The organism is Arcanobacterium sp. S3PF19, from assembly GCF_000758825.1.
In the GTDB taxonomy this organism is placed as follows: domain Bacteria; phylum Actinomycetota; class Actinomycetes; order Actinomycetales; family Actinomycetaceae; genus Arcanobacterium_A.
In genome coordinates, this window is the sequence record NZ_JRMX01000014.1 from 98,122 (window position 1) to 115,672 (window position 17,551).

Consider the following 17,551-nt stretch of genomic DNA (forward strand, 5'->3'; position numbering starts at 1 on the left):
GCCATAAAAACGGTATACTCCCCTTTTTAAAACACAATCCGATAAATTCGTTTGCTTTGTCGTATCAGCTTTGCCGGCGTGAGTACTGCCATAGTGTGATTCCCATACACAAAACTATAGACAGGATACTAAGTGCGAAATTGATTTCCCGTCCCGGCCAAAACAGGTAGCTAACCATCACAATGCCGAGAAAATCCGCCGCAATCGTTTCTCCGAAGAATGCAAATGACAACGCCGTAACAGACATCAACAGGCAACACGGGAAAACCAAAGCCCGCTGCTTAAGTCCGACCTTCCTCATAAGCGTGAAAGCCATGACTATCAGGGGAAGCACTCCGCCGTAAAGCAACAGCAGAATCGCTAATATGCCGGGATCGGACTGTTTAGACCGGCCATATGCAAGAGCAATAATTCCTGAGACACTTAACGTGGCGATGATCCACAGTTGGATTTTGGGCAAGCGGCACGCAATGCCATTATCTCCGCGCACGATAACTCTCCTTTCCCTTATCGCCGGAATCCGGCCAACCTACGCCTATTTTTTATCGATGCTGCCATTACTGTTCCCGGAAGAATATTTCCCTATTGCCGGATGTCCATAAGCACACCTGAGCACAGAGTGCCCCCATTTTACACTATCGAACCAAAATCACACGACATAAAAACAGGACGCCCACTTTGCATCAAAATGAGCGTCCCACCGGAGCCCCCTGTCAGACTCGAACTGACGACCTTCGCTTTACAAGAGCGGCGCTCTACCAACTGAGCTAAGGAGGCATTGCCTGCCGGTAACGGCCGAAACTGCTATCGGCGAGTTCAATCATGCCGGATAAGCGACTGCACGGCAAATTTTTGCGATACCGCGAAAATCAGGCACGTGTGCTTCGTCTTCACGGCCGCCTACCGGGAGAGCCGCTTACTTTGCCTTAGCCGCCAATTCATCCAGATACCCGGAGAATCCGTTTTTTCCGTAATCTTTTACTTCTTTTCCGTTCAGAGTCACTGTGGGCGTACCCTCGAAGCCCGCGGCCGTAAAACTGTCGGTGGCTTTCTTCACCACGTCCGCCCACTGCCCGGAGCCGACCGAAGCCGGCAGATCGTTTACCACATCCTGCGGCACACCGGCTTCTTTTGCGATTTTCGCAATATCGGCGGCTGTCGGGGGCCTGCCTGTTCTGTCTTCCAGGAACTGCTTCGTTTTCGCAAACAGCCCCTGCTGGAATTTTTGATACTGTTTCGGCGCATACGTGGCCACATAGAACGAAGCCGCGGCACCCATAATCGAGCTTTCGTGGCCCATAATTGCCACGGGGTAGTTGATAAACTGCACTGTGCCCTCATGCGTATGACGGACGATGGCGTCCTTCGACGAATTCTCGAGCTCCGCACAGTGAATACACATATAATCCGTGTACATCGCAAGCTGCGGAATATTCTCGCGCACCGAAGCGGTCGCCGCGCCCTGCGCGTCTACCGCAATACCGTATTTCGGGGAAACGTTTTGCAGCCGTGCACTGCGCACACTTCCTCCGGATGCGCCCTGCTTTCCCGCAGACGAAGAAAGCGTCACAAACAGTGCAAACCCGGCTACGGCCAGCACGAACAGCACACATACGGCAATCAGAATTTTATTTCGGCGTGCCCGTCTCTCCTGCTCTTTACGCAGCATTCTTGCTTTCTCGCGCACTGCCTCGCGATGGCTTTTCCCACTCTGTTTCCCGTTCATGCTTTCCTTCCGCCGTCCTCTAATAATTTAGCACGCCGATATTAAAATTTCCCGCATTCAGTGCCCGGATGCCCACCGCGCACACACCGGTCAGCACAAGCGCCCACAGCAGTCTGTACCGGATTCCGGGGGCAAGCGTACGGATCAGCACGCGCACGCCGGTACGCATCTTTTTGGCAAAAGGACTTCCCCACTGGACGGACACAAAAACAAGTGCCCCCAAAAGAGCCGCCTGCCGCGATTCGAAACCGGCCATATCCCGAAAACGCAGGCGCGTCTCCGGAAGAGAAAGTGCGTAAAGAGCCGCATACCCGCAACACAGGGCAAAAACTGAATTGACTGCGGTCCGGAGCACGGAGCCGAGAAAAATATAAGGGGATTTCAGGAGCGAAAACACCGCACCGAGGCGGCCCTGATTTCCGCCGCGCAGCCGGCGCACCTGCATATCCAGCCACAGAGATCCCAGAAAATCAAAAAACAGTGCCACGGCCGCACACAGACCGATACCGGCCGCAAAATTTGTCTTTCCGCCCAGAACGCAGGCAAAAACCGCCAAAGTAAGCGCACAGAGAAAAATGAGCACGGGAAAACGGCGGAGCGTCTTTATCTCCCGTTCCCCTGCCGGGAAATCGGATGCGGGCAAATCCGCTGCCGGAAAATCGCCGGCATCGGACAAATCGGCGGCGGCATTTTCCGGCCACGAAGACTGCGGCCACGAAGTTTCTGCCGCATCGGATCCCCGCGCCGGATCGCCGCGAAACGGAACCGGCTGCGTGAATTCGGGCAGTATCTGCGTCCTTTCCCCGGAAACGGGAATTATCCGCGTCGCGGGAATCTCCGGATTGCGGATTATCTCCGTAAGGGCGGCGAAAGACAGCCGTTCTTCCAACCGGGGAGAAAGAGCGCGCCTGAATGCTTCGTCCAAAGTGCTGTTTCCCGTTTCCCCCTGCACCAAACCGGCAAGCACCCGATTCAGCACAACCTGCGGATCGCCTGTGCCGAAAGGCGGCGAACCCGTTGCGGCATACGCCAAAACGGCCGTCAGCGCCCACCTGTCGGCCGCCTCGTCGGGGGCAGCGCCGCGAATCACGCGCGGATCGCAGTAACCCGGAGTCTGCGCCACAAACCCGGTGCGGGTCAGTCTGGAATCATCTCCCAACTGCGCAATTCCAAAATCAATCAGCACGGGACGGTTATTGCGCATCATCACGTTTGCCGGTTTCAGATCGCGGTGCAGCACGCCGGCGCGGTGAATGGATCTCAGAGCCGCATCCAGCTGCCCGCCCAGAGAAGCGAGATCTTCCTCGGTGAAACGCCCGTTTTCGCGTACATCCTGTTCCAGGGTGATCCCCTCGATCAGCTCCGTCACCAGAAAAATCTCATCCGCATCGAATTCCGCATCGATGATTTCGGCCGCGTATTCACTTTTAATCCGCTGCATTGCCGCCACTTCGCGGCGCAGTCTGGCACGCGCTTGCCCGTCTGCGGAAACACCCGGGTGAAGGAGTTTCAGCGCCACATGCACGCCGGCGCCGTCCACGGCTTCATAAACCGCGGACATTCCTCCCGCACCGATTCTGCGCAAAAGCGTATATCCGCCTATTTCTTTCCGCAAAAGACCCTCACACTGCCGGGGCACAGTCCGATATGCCCGTTTAGCAACATTTTACACACACACTCTCCCCGTTTTGCACGCCCCGCTTTCTGCTGCGAAAAGTAATCCCACTCACATTAAAATCGGCACTGGAAAAATACCGGATAATCATGTGATAATTATTTTCAGTGGTACACCGACGTGCCACCGTGCTTTATATAAGCACCTTTCACAACGGATCGTCCGACACGTACCTGTCGGTGAAGGGAAGAGTAATGGCTACCGTTACTTTTGACGGCGCTACCCGCGTCTATCCGGGCTCGGAAAAGCCTGCTGTTGATTCATTAAATCTGGAAATCCGGGACGGAGAGTTTCTCGTTCTCGTCGGCCCCTCCGGCTGCGGCAAATCGACATCGCTGCGAATGCTCGCCGGCCTTGAGGATGTAAACAGCGGACGAATTCTAATCGGAGACCGCGACGTCACCAACGTCACTCCGAAAGAACGCGATATCGCCATGGTGTTCCAGAACTACGCACTCTATCCGCATATGACCGTAGCGGACAATATGGGCTTCGCCCTGAAAATCGCAGGCGTGGACAAGGCGGAAATCCGCAGGCGCGTGGAAGAGGCCGCGCGTATTTTGGATCTGACCCAGTATCTCGACCGGAAACCGAAAGCACTTTCCGGCGGACAGCGTCAGCGTGTGGCGATGGGCCGCGCGATTGTGCGCAAGCCGCAGGTGTTCCTGATGGACGAACCGCTTTCCAATCTGGACGCAAAGCTCCGTGTGCAGACCCGCACACAGATCGCCTCTCTGCAGCGCGAACTCGGCGTAACCACCGTTTATGTGACGCACGACCAGACCGAGGCCCTGACGATGGGCGACAGGATCGCCGTCCTGAAAGACGGAATTCTGCAGCAGGTGGCTTCGCCGGATGAGATGTTCTCCAGGCCGGCAAACGCCTTCGTGGCAGGATTCATCGGCTCGCCGGCAATGAATCTCGGCGACTGGCGCGTTGAGGGCGACAGCGCCAAGTTTGGCGAAGCAACCGTAATGCTGCCCGAATCCGTGAAGAGCGCGATCGGATCGGAAGATAAAGTTACGATCGGCATCCGTCCGGAAGGGTTTGAGATTGCCGAACCGGGTATCGACACGATCCCGCTGAAAGTTACTTTCGTCGAACATCTCGGTTCAGATTCCTATGTGTACGGCACAATCGCCGGAGAGGAAAACGAAGAATCCCGTTTCGGCTCGGGAGACAACTCCGAAACGATGGTTGTTCGCGTACCCCCGGAGCGGAAAGTCGCGCAGGACCAGGTGATTAATCTGCGTCCGCGCCCCGGACACATCCACTTCTTCTCTGCCGTTTCCGGAAAGCGTCTGGGAGACTGACATTCCGTATTGCGCAGAGAAATAACCCGTGATGCGGGAGGAACTGCAGTGTGCAGTTCCTCCCGCGTTTTTCATGCCACACCCAAAAGCCGCAAAAACAGAAAATCTTTCCTTTAGAATGGAAAATATGAACCACATTCTCAACATTACCGCCGCCGACGTTGAACCGCGTCTGCTGGATCTGCCGTGGAATCTGCCGCTGCGCGAATGGCCGGACGACGTGATCATCGCCCTGCCGCGCGGTATTTCCCGCCACGTAGTGCGTTTTGCCAATCTGAACGGGAAAACGGTGGCGGTAAAGGAAATCAGCGAAGACCTCGCCCGCCACGAATATTCCACCCTGCGCAGCCTCTACCGCCTCTCGGGCTCGTGCGTAGAACCCGTGGCAATCGTAAACAACCGTTTTACCGCCGACGGACAGCCGCTGAATGCCGCGCTGGTCACCCGGCACCTGCCGTTTTCCCTTCCCTACCGTGCGGTATTCGGCCAGTCGGGAATGCGCGGGGAAACGGTCAACAGACTGATGGACGCACTGAGCGTGCTGATCGTCCGGCTGCACCTGATCGGTTTTTACTGGGGAGACATTTCGCTGTCAAACACACTTTTCCGCCGCGACGCCGGGGAATACGCCGCATATCTGGTAGATGCGGAAACCGGGGAGCTCTTCCCGCACATTTCGGACGGAAAACGCGAATACGATGTGGAAACGGCGCATCTGAACATTATCGGGGAATTGATGGATTTGCAGGCGGGCGGAATCCTGATGCAGGAATACGACGCCATTGAAATCGGAAACCGTTTTCTGGACCGCTACCACAAACTCTGGGACGAACTGACCGGCGAGGAATCTTTCTCAATTAACGACAAATGGCGTGTGGACCAGCGAATTCAGCGCCTTAACGAACTGGGCTTCGACGTCGCGGAGCTGAAGATGACTGCCGACATTAACGGCACAACCATGTCGATCCGCCCCCGGGTGGTGGACGCCGGACATTATTCGAGACGGCTCATGCGCCTGACCGGCCTGGATGTGGAAGAAGCGCAGGCCCGCAGAATGATAAACGATATGAAACAGTATCGTGTGCTCAGCGGAAACCAGGATACAAATTTGGCGATTGTGGCCCACGAATGGATGCAGAATGTATATGAGCCGACTATCCGTGCGATCCCCCGGGAACTGCGCGGAAAACTGGAACCGGCACAGATTTTCCATGAGGTCCTCGAACACCGCTGGTATATTTCGGAAAAAGCAGGCCACGACGTAAGCATGCAGGAAGCGATAGACTCATATATTAATCAGATTCTGAAAAACAGACCGGATGAGGCGGCGCTGCTCGGGCAAAGCGTGGGCGAAAAACCCGAACCGGACGAAGACTGGTCCGGATATCTTGCCTAAACCGAATCCCTGCCAAGGCCCCAAACTGCCGGCCGGCAAAACCGCCGGCCCCGCATTTGCCGAAACCTGATCCGGTTTCGGGTAGATCCTACTCCGATGTGCTGATTCGCCGGCGGCCCTCCAGAGCGCGCGAAAGAGTAATTTCGTCTGCGTATTCCAAATCCCCGCCGACGGGAAGCCCGGAAGCCAGACGCGATACGTCCACTCCCATGCCGGAAAGATTCACCGCCAAATAGGTGGCTGTTGCCTCTCCTTCCACGTTGGGGTTCATTGCCAGAATCACTTCCTGCACTTTTCCGTCTGCCAGACGCGCATACAGTTCGCGAATCCGCAGCTGCTGCGGTCCGATTCCCCCAATCGGGTCTATCGCCCCGCCAAGCACATGGTATTTTCCGCGGTATTCCCGGGTGCGTTCGATAGCCACAATATCGCGCGATTCTTCAACCACGCAAAGCACGGAATCCAGGCGACGCGGATCGGAACATATTTTGCATATCTCCTCTTCCGTAACGCTTCCGCACACGCTGCAGAAACGAACTCTCGTTTTCACCGCTTCCAGAGCCGCAATAAGCGCTTTTACTTCCGCATCTTCCGCTTCCAGGAGATGAAAGGCAATTCTTTGCGCGCTCTTCGGACCCACACCGGGAAGCCGTCCAAGTTCGTCGATCAGTTCCTGTACTGCGCCGTCATATATTCCTGCCACTATTCACCCTCTTTGTTTGGTATTTCCTCAATCACCGTGCCGTCCAGCTCTTTGAGCACCACATTCACCCCTGCATACTCGGAGCGCGAAATACTCGGATCGTCCGGGGAAACCTCTTCCCATTCGGATTCCGTTTCCTCTTCCCGGTTGGGTTGCACACCCGTTTCTCCGTTGTACTGCCCGGGATCTTCGCCCGGCGAAACCACGCCGGGATTCAGGGGCATCCGCGACGGGGGAAAATTTCGCGGCTGTTCTTTGGCAGTTTCCGGCGAAGATGCAGAACCCGTGGAGGCGGAAGGCTCAAAATGAACGGTGGGCAGATCGGGAATGTCGGTGAAGAAGAACGTATCTTCTTCCGGCGGAGGAGTAAATTTAAAATTGTTTTCCGGCTGCGGAGCCTGCGAAGCCGGCTGCGAATTATCCCGCTGCCGGCCCGGCACTTTTGGGTGCTGCCCACCGATCTGCGCCCCGGGTGGGGTTTGCCCGGCGGGAAAATCCGGTCCGGCGGGAGAATCCTGCGCAGCCGAAGATACCTGCACGGCCTGCACTCTGGTCTTCAGCCCGGTAATTTCATAAACCGTAAATGCCACCGTGTCCAATACGGGAATTGTGCGGTTAAATGTTTTCACCCAATGCGCATTACCGAAAGCAACGCTCAGTATGCCGTTTTCATATTTTGCCACGCCCTGCGCATTTTTCAGCAGTCCGGCCGCGGCGGCGGATTTTTTGCCCGCGACTTCCAAGATCTTCTCCCAGCTGCCGCTAATCAGGGAATAATCTCCGTTCTGCGCTGCCGATCGGGACTGCCCCTGCCGCGCAGATTCTTCTTTCTCCGCCGCCGGGTGGGTGTGCGCAGCGGCGGGACGCTCAGGACGCGGGGATAGGGAAGAGGCAGATTCTTCGGCAGAAACAGAGTTTTGCGTTGCCGCTTTTGCCGCCGTTAAAGCAGCCGCGGCACCTGCGGAATTTTTAGCCGCATTCTCCACCGGCGTATTAAAGGAACCTCCCGCCGAAGGGAAAGCAGAGCGGAGGCCTGCAGCTCCCTGCTCCCGGCTAAGCATAATTAGCCGCGCGCACAGCAATTCGAGCTGCAGACGCGGAGCGGTGGCTCCGGCCATCGTGCCCAACGCCTCATTTACCAAATCGGCCGCACCCGAAGCCAGTTTTGCCCCCACGGCCTGCGACTGTGCGGTCATGATCCGATACCTGTCTTCCGGCACGGAGACGAACACATTACGCACACTTTCGTCCGCCAGAGCAATAATCACCAAATCCCGCAAACGCCGCAGCAAATCTTCCGCAAAACGCCGCGGATCGTGCCCGGAGTTCACAATTTTTTCCACAACCCCGAAAACGGCAGCGCCGTCACTGCGGGCCAATGCATCCACCGCTTCGTCGAGAAGATCTGCCGATGTGTATCCGAGCAGGGCAACGGCACGGTTATAATCCAGGGTATTTCCCTCGCTCCCGCCAATAATCTGATCGAGAACGGAAAGAGTGTCGCGCACGGAACCCGTTCCGGCCCGAACCACAAGGGAAAGCACTTCGTTTGGTGCGGTGATTCCCTCTTTTTCGCATACGCTGCGCAGATAATCCGTCAGAATCTGCGGCGGCACAAGGCGAAATGGGTAATGATGCGTGCGGGAGCGGATTGTTCCGATCACTTTTTCGGGTTCTGTGGTGGCAAAAATAAACTTCACGTGCGGCGGAGGTTCTTCCACCAATTTCAGCAAAGCGTTGAACCCCTGATTCGTCACCATATGCGCTTCGTCGATAATGAAAATTTTAAACCGATCCCGAACCGGGGCAAATCCTGCCTGTTCACGCAGTTCACGCGCGTCGTCAACTCCCCCGTGCGAAGCGGCGTCCAGCTCTGCGACGTCCAGCGAACCGGATCCGCCGCGCGAGAGTTCCACACAGGACTCGCATTTGCCGCACGGTACGGCCGTCGGATATTCCGCACAGTTCAGACAGCGCGCCAAAATCCGCGCAGAAGTGGTTTTTCCGCAGCCGCGCGGACCGGAAAACAGGTAAGCATGGGTGGTCCGCCCCGCTTCGAGCGCAGCCGTCAAAGGCTTGGTCACGTGCTCCTGACCGATCACTTCTTCAAAATTTTCAGGCCGGTAACGGCGATACAACGCAATGCTCACAACGTGTATTTTACAGAACTTTACGCCAAGCACTCCACCCGGCCGGCTGATTGTGGATAACCTCCCGGGAGAATTTCCGCGCAAAACGCGCAGACGCCCAAATTAACGCAAAATTACGGTGTCACGCGCCATCGAGGTATCCACGGAAATACCCAGACCCGAAGGCTCCACTCCGTTGCGCACCATCTCCCAACCCAAAGTCGCAATCATCGCGCCGTTGTCGGTGCAGTAACGGATCGGGGGAATCCTCACGTTCAGTCCGCTGCGCCGGGCCTCTTCCTGTGCCAGTTCACGCAGCCGCGAATTGGCGGAGAAACCGCCCCCGACCACCAGTGTGTCACAGCCGTTTGCACGGACCGCGGCAATGGCTTTTTCCACCAGTGCCCCGGATACAGCTTCCTGGAATCCGGCGGCAATATCGGCTTTCGGAATCTCTTCCCCGCGTTCCCGCAGCCCCTCGATATGCCGTGCAACCGCGGTTTTCAGTCCCGAAAACGAATAATCGTATTTATGCAGCTCCAGGTTCTTTCCCGACTGCAGCGCGCGCGGAAAACGAATCTTTGTCGCATCTCCCTCCCGCGCCAGCCTGTCTACGTGCGGACCGCCGGGATACGGCAAACCGAGCAAACGTCCCACTTTGTCGAAAGCCTCTCCGGCCGCATCATCCAAAGTGCCGCCCAGTTCAACTACGTCCGTGGCTATATTGCGCACAAGCATCAAATGCGAATGTCCGCCGCTGACTGCCAGACCGACAAATTTTTCGGGAAAATCCCCGTGAACCAGACGGTCCACCGCAAGATGCGCAATAATGTGGTTTACGCCGTAAAACGGTTTTCCCAATGCCAGAGCCAGCGCTTTCGCCGCCGAAACACCCACTATCAGCGAACCGATCAGTCCGGGGCCGGCGGTGGCCGCCACGGCGTCAACTTCGTCAAGCGTAACACCCGCCTTCTCCAGGGCAGCGTGCAGCGTCGGCACAAAAGATTCCAGATGCGCACGCGAAGCAATTTCGGGGATGATTCCGCCAAAACGCGCATATTCGTCCATGGATGTGGCCGTTACGTCGGCAAGCAGTTCCCCGTCGCGCACGAGAGCCACTCCGGTTTCGTCACAGGAGGTTTCAACCCCAAGAATCAGTTCACTCATACTGTCAATTGTAATGCCCGGGAGACGCTTTACGCAGTTCCGGCGAAGACTGTAAGCGAATATATAAGAAATTCAGCGCAACGGCTTTATGTATGCCAAAATAAAGGACTTCCCACGCACCCGCCGGAGCTCCCGTGCCCTTGCTGCGATCAGGCCCTGGGGGATTCCGGAAGACGGCGCCGCGTGGGAAGTCGGGTTTATTTTACCAATTTCAAAAAAGAACGGCAAAAGAGGGCAGATGAGATGAAAAACACCCCGCAGACATATATTTCGTTTTGTATTCGGGCCTATGGGATATAGAATTAATCTTTGTTGAGACGTGTTTTGTTCTGCGTCCCGACAGATCCGGAGGTATCGCCTAGCGGCCTATGGCGCACGCTTGGAAAGCGTGTTGGGTGCAAGCCCTCGGGGGTTCGAATCCCCCTACCTCCGCAACTGCCCGCGCCCGGCGCGGGTTTTCCCTTATTTTAGGCACTTTTACCTGTGGGGACGGTCTTACCCGCGGGGAGGGCCGGCCTTTCGGGCAACTTTCGAATTTTCGCCGGATATTTTTGCGTATCTGCGGGCGGCAGTGTCGATAACGGTTTTAACTTTCCGCACAAGTTCCGGAGGTCTGCGAACCGCCATTGAGTCCGAGTACTGCAAAATCCACCAGGTCATAGCAGTCAGTTCCGCACGCACCCGCACCAGATAGATGTCTTTTTCTTTCTTCGGTATGCGCACGGCCCGGGCATTGGGAAAGGTGCTGAAGACGCTGTCCAGATGCCCTTCCGTAATGAACTCGACATCCTTTGCCTCACCGCTGTGCATATAGGGCCGTTCCAAAGAGTATTTCATAAAGTCGAAGCCGCTGCCGCTTCCGGAAATTTCATCTTCGGGAACTTCGCCGATACGGATATTTGAAATGCGTTCGACAACCAGACTCAGTATGTTCTTTTCCGTGGCCCGGGGTTTGCTGTTTGTCAGAAAATAGTAAATTCCTTTTTTAAAAATAAGCCCATGCGGATACATATTCGTGTAGGACTGCACGTTATCCCAGTCGTAACCGCCTCTGACGTTGAAGTGGCTGTAATCAAAACTAACGGTTTTATGCTCCGCAATAGCCTGCTCCAGAATTTCCACGGTTCGGCGCACACCGGGAAGCAGACGGTCCTCTATGTGATTCACATAGCCCCGGGAAAATCTTTTCGGATCCGTATTTGCCATTAACGCCAGATTGGCGCGAACTTCTTCCAGATCCTCGGGGTTCACCCGGGTTGCCGACAGTGCATCTGCCAGGAAACGCATATCCCCGGCAGTGAGAGGCATTTGCGCAAACCATTTGGTATCTTTCACCCCTTCGGGACGCAATTCCTTTTCCAGATCTCCAAATTGTCTGACAGTCACCCCAAAAGGAAGGGAATTTCCCAGACTGCGTAAAATACGCAGATGCGCCAGAGCGGTTTTTTCGGTCAGTTTCCGCGGCTTCAGCCAGTCTATCCCGTATCTCCAAGGTTCGCGGAACGCAGATCCGACATCTTTCGCGCTTACCCCGCAATCGGTGCCGGTATTTTCCAGCAGGTAGCGAAAGATAAGGAAACCTATACCGCGTCGGGGTCCGGCCGTGTCCCGGAGAGTACGGCGGCCGGAAGTTGTTTTATTTTCACTCATGATATTTCTCTTCGCCGACAGTAGTTTTCTACTGTATTATTTTAGGCTTTTTTACAATTTAATTTGTTTTCAGACAAACCAAAAGGGAGAACGATGAGATACTTCAAAATCTGCTGCGCCGGCCTGTCACTGCGGGACGAGTCTCCATGGAAGCCTGTCGGATCAGATTGGCCTGTAATGCTGAGTGTTTCGGAATATCCCGCCCGGTTCATTTTAAACGGCGAGATGAAAAGCGGGGGTATTCTCGGCGCTTTTGTCAGGGATCATCGGCTTACACCCGCGGATATAGAGAATTACGTCCGGGAATTCATGCGGGAAAGAATGGGGGAAAAGTTCGTTGAAGACATTCCGCAGAACTGCCCCCTCAGTGTGGAGGAAGTTTCGGCGGAAAATCTCCTTCGCCATATATACGTGCGCAGAGATGCGCACCGGGCAAACCTTTCGGAGATGTACAACCTGTTTTTTCCGGCTGTGGGAAAAAACACCCTGCTTTTTTGTGATTTGGCAACTGAGAATCCGCGGGATTGGGACGTTTTGGGCAAAGAAGCAGAGAAAACTCCCTACAGCCTGGATTTGGGTGGGGAAATATCACGCATAAAAGCGTCGCAAAACAGACAGGGAACAGAAAGCGGCTTTCCCGACACCACCGAAAAAGGCGAAAACTGGCAGGCGGCGTTTGAATATGCCATTGAAGTCGAATCCATCGCCGAGGCGAACTCCGCCGGGGATCTGCTTTTGGAAGCACTGAACCGGGCGGGACGCCTCGGCAACCGCAATGTTTTTACTTTGGATCTTTACGGACAGCCGGAAGACTTTACCGAATACGAAAAAATCTCTGATGAAATTAACGCAAACCTGTTTCGCAGCCTTGAAAAATCAACTCTGGTAATTGACTATTCGCGGCAGAAAGAAGGCACCGACAGCGAGCTGCGCGCCGCGGCGGTGCTGCGGAAAATTCTTGACTGTGCCAATAAATATCCGCGCCGGATACAGCTGATTTTCCTTATCGGAGCCGCAGAACGCAATATCGCCGCACGTTTGGAGCATACCCTGAACGTGCCGTTGGTTACTTTGCGCCGCAACCCGGCACAAAAGTTTGCCGTAACCGAACTCCGCCGGGCACGGGCGCAGACGGCACATCGTTTACGCAGATGCGGCTTCGTTATGGATAAGCGCGCCATGCGGAGTTTGGACGCGGTGATTGAAGCGGCTGCGGCGGACAAATCTTCCCGGAAAGACCCGCAGACTCTTGCCAACCGGTGGATCACAAAACACAATCTGGAAACGGACTTTGCCGAATACAGGGCAGTGGTCGGCGAACCCGGCGGCATGAGGGACAAAACCGACGCGATGGAAGAACTGAATAAGCTCATTGGGCTGGAAGAAGTAAAAAAGGAAATTCGGATGGTGCTGGATTCGTTTCGGATAGGACAAATCGCCCGCCGGGCGGGACTTGCGGATTCCGACATAGCATTGCACTCTGTATTTGCAGGTTCTCCGGGGACGGGGAAAACGGAGGTGGCGCAGCTGTACGGCCGGATCCTGAAGGAAATGGGCGTACTGAGTGAGGGCCGCGTATTCCGTGTGTCGGGGACACATCTGGGTACCGGCACTCCGGGAGAAACCAACAGAATCGACAGGCTCTTCGCCCACGCCAAAGGCTCGGTTATCTTTATTGACGAAGCCTACACGCTGTCCGGCCGCAGCGATACGGTTGCCGAACTAATCGCGCAGATGGAAAATCACCGACGGGACACGGTAGTTATTTTTGCCGGCTATCAAAAGGCGATGGAACAGCTCCTGAACACCAACCCGGGATTCCGCTCACGTATCGGCTCGATTATTAAATTCCCGGATTACACACCCGAAGAACTCGGTAAAATTTTCGATTTTATGCTGGAAAAGCAGGGCCTGAAAATAACTCAGTGCGCGCGCAGAGCTGTCCGTGACCGGCTGGCGGCAGCGGGTATGAAACCGGAGCAGGGCAACGCCCGTTTTGTGCGTAACCTGGTGGCAGACATTCAGCGAAACCAGCGGGTGCGCCTGGCACAGGGGGAAAATGACAGTGCGCTGACGAAAACACAGCTCACAACCTTAATAAAGAAGGATGTGCCGCACTGCGAATCGGACACTCTGCCGTCGGGGACGCTACGTCTGTCGCGCTTAATCGGATTGAAATCGGTAAAGAACGAAGTGATGAGACAGCTGTATTTTGCGCAAAACCGGAAAATGCGGCATGATGCGGGGCTAAGCACCCATTTTGTGCCGATGCACATGGTCTTTGCCGGCAATCCGGGTACCGGCAAAACCGAGGTGGCGCGCCTGGTGGGGCAAATCGCGCGCGAGCGCGAACTTTTGGCAATCGGAAATTTTTTCGAGGTATCGCGCCGGGATCTGATCGGAAATCCGATGGTTTCCACTGCCGCTTTGGTGGAGTCCGTGTTTCAAAAGGCCCGCGGATCGGTGCTGTTTATTGACGAAGCCTACACTCTCAACGATGACGGCGAAGGCCGCGTCGCCATTGACGCGATGGTGAAACACATGGAAGACATGCGTGAGGAAATAATCGTTATTATGGCAGGTTACACCGCGGAAATGAAACTGATGCTGCAGGCCAACCCAGGTTTTGCATCACGGGTACGGACGACTGTAGATTTTCCGGATTATTCCCGCTTCGAGCTGTTTGAGATCCTGATGAGCCACGCCAAGGCAAAGAAATACCGCTTCACCGACGCGGCACGGCGTAAAGCACGGGAACTGTTGGAAAAAGCGGAAATCGGGCCGAACTCGGGTAACGGCCGTTTAGCACGGCAAATGCTGGAAGAGTGCATCCTGGAACAGGCCGTACGCCTGCAAAAACGCGCCGCACACGGTTTAAAACCAACAGTTCGCGAGCTGGAAACCCTGCGTCCGGCCGACGTTGTCCTGAACACCGGACATTTGGGGTTACCGCCCCGGATTGGCTTTCGGGTAGATTAAACGAAACGAAACCAAACACGCATCGTCCGCAACAACCGCAAAAGGAGAAACAGAACCATGGGAGACATAAATTCAACAAATGCCGTTTTGGAAGCTGTCTTTGACACTTTTCGCAGAGAAAAGACCTCCGGGGGAGAAGAAGGATATACGCCCCGGATTAACGGCAATAATCCGGTGCTGAACCTGATGCACTATTTTCTGGTGTATAAGCATATGGAACTTATCGATAAAAATAATGACAGAAGACGGCTGAAATACGACGGCGACTCGCGGGCATTTCGGCTGCGCGAATACGGCGACAGAGAAGTGTGGCGCGAGCCGGGAAAATCCGGGAAAGACAAAGACCGTCTTTTGCACGCGGATGTCACGGTAAGTTTTTGGACACCGTTCAAAGAACTGGCCAATAGGGAATATGCCAATTCCGTCAGAGTAAAATCCGGAGAAGAACTCGGGTTTATAATCAGTGTTTTGGAGCCCGGTCCCGATTCGCTGCCGAGTGACGGAAAAGAATATAAAACAGAAAATGACCGCAAAGCCGCAGCCGTAAGAAAAGTGGCGCAGTTCGAAGAGGTGCGCCAACTTGCCGAACTGTATCTTACACGCGGGAATCTGTGGATTTTGCCAAAAAGAAAGATGAATAATAAGCGTTATCAACTTTGCTCCGACATAGTCGGCCGAACACTGAAAGAGTGTTTTCCGGGCGGCAGGCTGAACTGTTTTTTCACCGATATTACCCCGGAAAAATGGATGGAAGGCGAAAATCTTGCATCGTGCTTCAAAGGAGGAATCATCCGGCGCGATAATCTCGGTATCCTGCAGCCGGGTAACGATAACCTGTTTGGGGAAAGCGGGGAGATTCGCGATTATTTGCGTAAAGTATGCGAACTTATCAAAATCCGCAACGGGGATTTTAAGAAATATGCCCGGTAAAACCGTCCGTGCTCTCTGCCAAACCTTCCGGCTGCCGCAGCCGCACGGAAAGCGGAGGACATCGACCGGAGCCGCCTGTGGGAATCGAACCCACGACCTTCTCATTACGAGTGAGACGCTCTGCCGACTGAGCTAAGGCGGCACGTGCAGAAGATTTTGTGCCAAACGCGGCGCAAATAAAATCTGCGACTATTCAATGTAACCGGTATTGACGTGATTTTTCAAATAAATTCATGGCGAAAGATGTCACAAAGTTTCCCTGCCTGTTTTTTGTCCGATTTTGCGCCGGGGCGCAGCGGGCCCGCGGCACGCATTGCCTGCCCGAAACACCGCTATTTTGCCGGGCAGATCAGATTTTTCGGCACGGTTCCCTCCAACAGATATTTATCGATCGGCTTGCGCACGCATTCCGTGGAACGTCCGTATGCGGTATGCCCCTGCCCTTCCCAGGTGATAAGAACGGAATTTGACAGATCGGCGGCAAACTCTTTTGCCCACTGATACGGCGTGGCCGGATCGCCTGTTGTGCCCACCACCACAACCGGAGCGGACAGCGAAACGTGATATTTTTCCTGCCGCTGTTTCGCACGGTAAGGCCAATTTGCGCAGATTTCCTCATCATAACCCTGAATCTCCCCAAACACCGGGGAGATCTTCGCCAGCTGCGCCGATTTTTCTTTCCAGTCGCGGGCATCCCCGCCCGCCGGAGTATCGGCACAGGTGATTGCCCAATTGGCCTCCATGGAATTATTTTTAAATCCGTCTGCCCCGCGTCCCGTGTATGCGTCAAACAAAAACATCATCGCGTCGGCTCCCTTATTTTTCAGCACGGAATCAAAAGCCTGGCTCAGCAGCGGCCACAGTTTATTGTCGTACAGAGCGGTAATGATCCCATACATCAACGCGGACTGCGTGGCAGGGCGGTTTGGGTCGGAAGTGGGAATCGGAGTGCGCAGGGCGGATTTGAGGATATATTTTATTTTTTGGCGCGCCTGCTCCACGCTTCCCTTGAACGGACACAGTTTCGGCGCACTCAGACAGTCTTTTAGATATGCGTCCAGAGAATTCTCGAAACCTTTCAGCTGCGCGGAATTTTTTTCAAACTCCGTTGCCGAAGGGGAAACGGCACCGTCCAAAACCATTCTTCCCACATTTTCGGGGAAAAGACGGGCATACGTTCCTCCCAGGGACGTGCCGTAGGAGTAACCCACGTAATAAAGACGCGGATCCCCGGCCGTATGTCGGATCACATCCATGTCGCGGGCAGCGTTTTCCGTTCCCACAAAACCGAGCAGGGCACCGGATTTTTCTTTGCACCCTGCCGCAATCTTTTTCACATCGGCTGTTTTCTGCGCTTCCCCGGCCTCATCCTGCGGATAGGAAGCCTCCAGAATTTTTCCCAAATCCCGGTCCGAAAGGCAGTCCACCGGGGAAGACTGCCCCACACCGCGCGGATCAAAACCGAGCACATCAAAAGAATGCAAAATACTGTCGGAGAAGTATTCTTTTGCCCCGGCAGCCATTTCCTGCCCGCTGCCGCCCGGGCCCCCGGGATTGACAAGCAGCGAGCCGATGGCTTTCCCGGCCGCCAAACGCTTTTTCACGGCAATTTTAATCGTCTGACCTGCGGGATTACGGTAATCGAGAGGAACCGTCACTTTCGCGCATTTCAGGTTTTCGCCGCAGTCTTTCCAACGTATGCTCTGCGTATAAAACTTTTCCAGTCCCGCGGGAATCTTCGGCATAGGCGCACTTACGGAATGCGGACGGATACCGTCTGCCGCACCAAAGCGCGCACACCCGGCTGCCGACATCCCCACTGCCGTCAGCAGAAGAAGGAGTATTCCCGCATTTCTCTTTCCGGACACGATATTATTCCTCCG

The 17,551-nt window shown here is 55.0% G+C and carries 12 protein-coding genes, 3 tRNA genes and 1 other RNA gene; 5 read left to right on the forward strand and 11 right to left on the reverse strand.

Going from position 1 to position 17,551, the window contains the following annotated elements:
- Positions 1 to 64 precede the first annotated feature (64 nt).
- The 4 genes from HMPREF1631_RS04780 to HMPREF1631_RS06835 all read right to left on the reverse strand — a co-directional run bounded on the left by HMPREF1631_RS04780 (position 65) and on the right by HMPREF1631_RS06835 (position 3,365).
- Positions 65 to 490, reverse strand: a complete 426-nt coding sequence (locus tag HMPREF1631_RS04780) for a hypothetical protein (protein WP_034233029.1) — start codon at positions 488 to 490, stop codon at positions 65 to 67.
- Positions 491 to 704: 214 nt separating this feature from the next.
- Positions 705 to 777: transfer RNA gene (locus HMPREF1631_RS04785), tRNA-Thr, on the reverse strand.
- Between the two features lie 139 nt (positions 778 to 916).
- Positions 917 to 1,726, reverse strand: a complete 810-nt coding sequence (locus HMPREF1631_RS04790) for a thioredoxin domain-containing protein (RefSeq protein ID WP_034233031.1) — start codon at positions 1,724 to 1,726, stop codon at positions 917 to 919.
- Between the two features lie 19 nt (positions 1,727 to 1,745).
- Complete coding sequence (locus HMPREF1631_RS06835) at positions 1,746 to 3,365, reverse strand: serine/threonine-protein kinase (protein WP_052047109.1); 1,620 nt, start codon at positions 3,363 to 3,365, stop codon at positions 1,746 to 1,748.
- 230 nt (positions 3,366 to 3,595) lie between these two features.
- Between HMPREF1631_RS06835 and HMPREF1631_RS04800 the strand changes: the two genes are divergently transcribed.
- Together HMPREF1631_RS04800 and HMPREF1631_RS04805 are read left to right on the forward strand one after the other, a co-directional pair.
- Complete coding sequence (locus HMPREF1631_RS04800; protein WP_034233039.1) at positions 3,596 to 4,714, forward strand: ABC transporter ATP-binding protein; 1,119 nt, start codon at positions 3,596 to 3,598, stop codon at positions 4,712 to 4,714.
- Positions 4,715 to 4,841: 127 nt separating this feature from the next.
- On the forward strand, positions 4,842 to 6,110 hold the full coding sequence (locus HMPREF1631_RS04805; protein ID WP_052047168.1) for a DUF4032 domain-containing protein: 1,269 nt from the start codon (positions 4,842 to 4,844) through the stop codon (positions 6,108 to 6,110).
- Between the two features lie 88 nt (positions 6,111 to 6,198).
- Here HMPREF1631_RS04805 and recR read toward each other — a convergent pair whose 3' ends face one another.
- From recR to ffs, 4 genes are all read right to left on the reverse strand, one after another.
- A complete protein-coding gene (recR, locus tag HMPREF1631_RS04810; RefSeq protein WP_232215435.1) occupies positions 6,199 to 6,813 on the reverse strand; it encodes a recombination mediator RecR in 615 nt (204 codons plus the stop codon).
- Positions 6,813 to 8,963 carry a DNA polymerase III subunit gamma and tau gene (locus HMPREF1631_RS04815; RefSeq protein WP_034233325.1) on the reverse strand — a complete coding sequence of 717 codons (2,151 nt, stop codon included), beginning with the start codon at positions 8,961 to 8,963 and terminating at the stop codon, positions 6,813 to 6,815. Before HMPREF1631_RS04815 ends, recR begins: the two co-directional genes overlap by 1 nt.
- A 102-nt stretch (positions 8,964 to 9,065) precedes the next feature.
- Complete coding sequence (gene tsaD / locus HMPREF1631_RS04820; protein WP_034233041.1) at positions 9,066 to 10,109, reverse strand: tRNA (adenosine(37)-N6)-threonylcarbamoyltransferase complex transferase subunit TsaD; 1,044 nt, start codon at positions 10,107 to 10,109, stop codon at positions 9,066 to 9,068.
- Positions 10,110 to 10,209: 100 nt separating this feature from the next.
- An RNA gene (gene ffs, locus HMPREF1631_RS06995) (signal recognition particle sRNA small type) lies at positions 10,210 to 10,305 on the reverse strand.
- A 151-nt stretch (positions 10,306 to 10,456) separates the two neighbouring features.
- Between ffs and HMPREF1631_RS04825 the strand changes: the two genes are divergently transcribed.
- Positions 10,457 to 10,541, forward strand: a tRNA-Ser gene (locus tag HMPREF1631_RS04825).
- Positions 10,542 to 10,604: 63 nt separating this feature from the next.
- On the opposite strand, the gene HMPREF1631_RS04830 is transcribed toward HMPREF1631_RS04825, so the two are convergent.
- On the reverse strand, positions 10,605 to 11,759 hold the full coding sequence (locus HMPREF1631_RS04830; RefSeq protein WP_034233043.1) for a YafY family protein: 1,155 nt from the start codon (positions 11,757 to 11,759) through the stop codon (positions 10,605 to 10,607).
- 93 nt (positions 11,760 to 11,852) lie between these two features.
- On the opposite strand from HMPREF1631_RS04830, the gene HMPREF1631_RS06840 reads away from it, so the two are divergent.
- Together HMPREF1631_RS06840 and HMPREF1631_RS04840 are read left to right on the forward strand one after the other, a co-directional pair.
- A complete protein-coding gene (locus HMPREF1631_RS06840) occupies positions 11,853 to 14,738 on the forward strand; it encodes an AAA family ATPase (protein WP_084707461.1) in 2,886 nt (961 codons plus the stop codon).
- 57 nt (positions 14,739 to 14,795) lie between these two features.
- Positions 14,796 to 15,668: a hypothetical protein gene (locus tag HMPREF1631_RS04840; RefSeq protein WP_034233045.1), complete on the forward strand. Its 873-nt coding sequence runs from the start codon at positions 14,796 to 14,798 to the stop codon at positions 15,666 to 15,668.
- 69 nt (positions 15,669 to 15,737) lie between these two features.
- On the opposite strand, the gene HMPREF1631_RS04845 is transcribed toward HMPREF1631_RS04840, so the two are convergent.
- Together HMPREF1631_RS04845 and HMPREF1631_RS04850 are read right to left on the reverse strand one after the other, a co-directional pair.
- Positions 15,738 to 15,810 (reverse strand) — tRNA-Thr (locus HMPREF1631_RS04845).
- A 190-nt stretch (positions 15,811 to 16,000) separates the two neighbouring features.
- On the reverse strand, positions 16,001 to 17,536 hold the full coding sequence (locus HMPREF1631_RS04850; RefSeq protein ID WP_052047115.1) for an alpha/beta hydrolase: 1,536 nt from the start codon (positions 17,534 to 17,536) through the stop codon (positions 16,001 to 16,003).
- Positions 17,537 to 17,551 lie beyond the last annotated feature (15 nt).

Bases quoted from the DNA above. Each gene is read 5' to 3' on its own strand.
- HMPREF1631_RS04830 (WP_034233043.1), bottom strand. From the start codon at position 11,759: ATGAGTGAAAATAAAACAACTTCCGGCCGCCGTACTCTCCGGGACACG.
- HMPREF1631_RS04805 (WP_052047168.1), top strand. From the start codon at position 4,842: ATGAACCACATTCTCAACATTACCGCCGCCGACGTTGAACCGCGTCTG.
- tsaD (WP_034233041.1), bottom strand. From the start codon at position 10,109: ATGAGTGAACTGATTCTTGGGGTTGAAACCTCCTGTGACGAAACCGGA.
- HMPREF1631_RS04790 (WP_034233031.1), bottom strand. From the start codon at position 1,726: ATGAACGGGAAACAGAGTGGGAAAAGCCATCGCGAGGCAGTGCGCGAG.
- HMPREF1631_RS06840 (WP_084707461.1), top strand. From the start codon at position 11,853: ATGAGATACTTCAAAATCTGCTGCGCCGGCCTGTCACTGCGGGACGAG.
- HMPREF1631_RS04800 (WP_034233039.1), top strand. From the start codon at position 3,596: ATGGCTACCGTTACTTTTGACGGCGCTACCCGCGTCTATCCGGGCTCG.
- HMPREF1631_RS04840 (WP_034233045.1), top strand. From the start codon at position 14,796: ATGGGAGACATAAATTCAACAAATGCCGTTTTGGAAGCTGTCTTTGAC.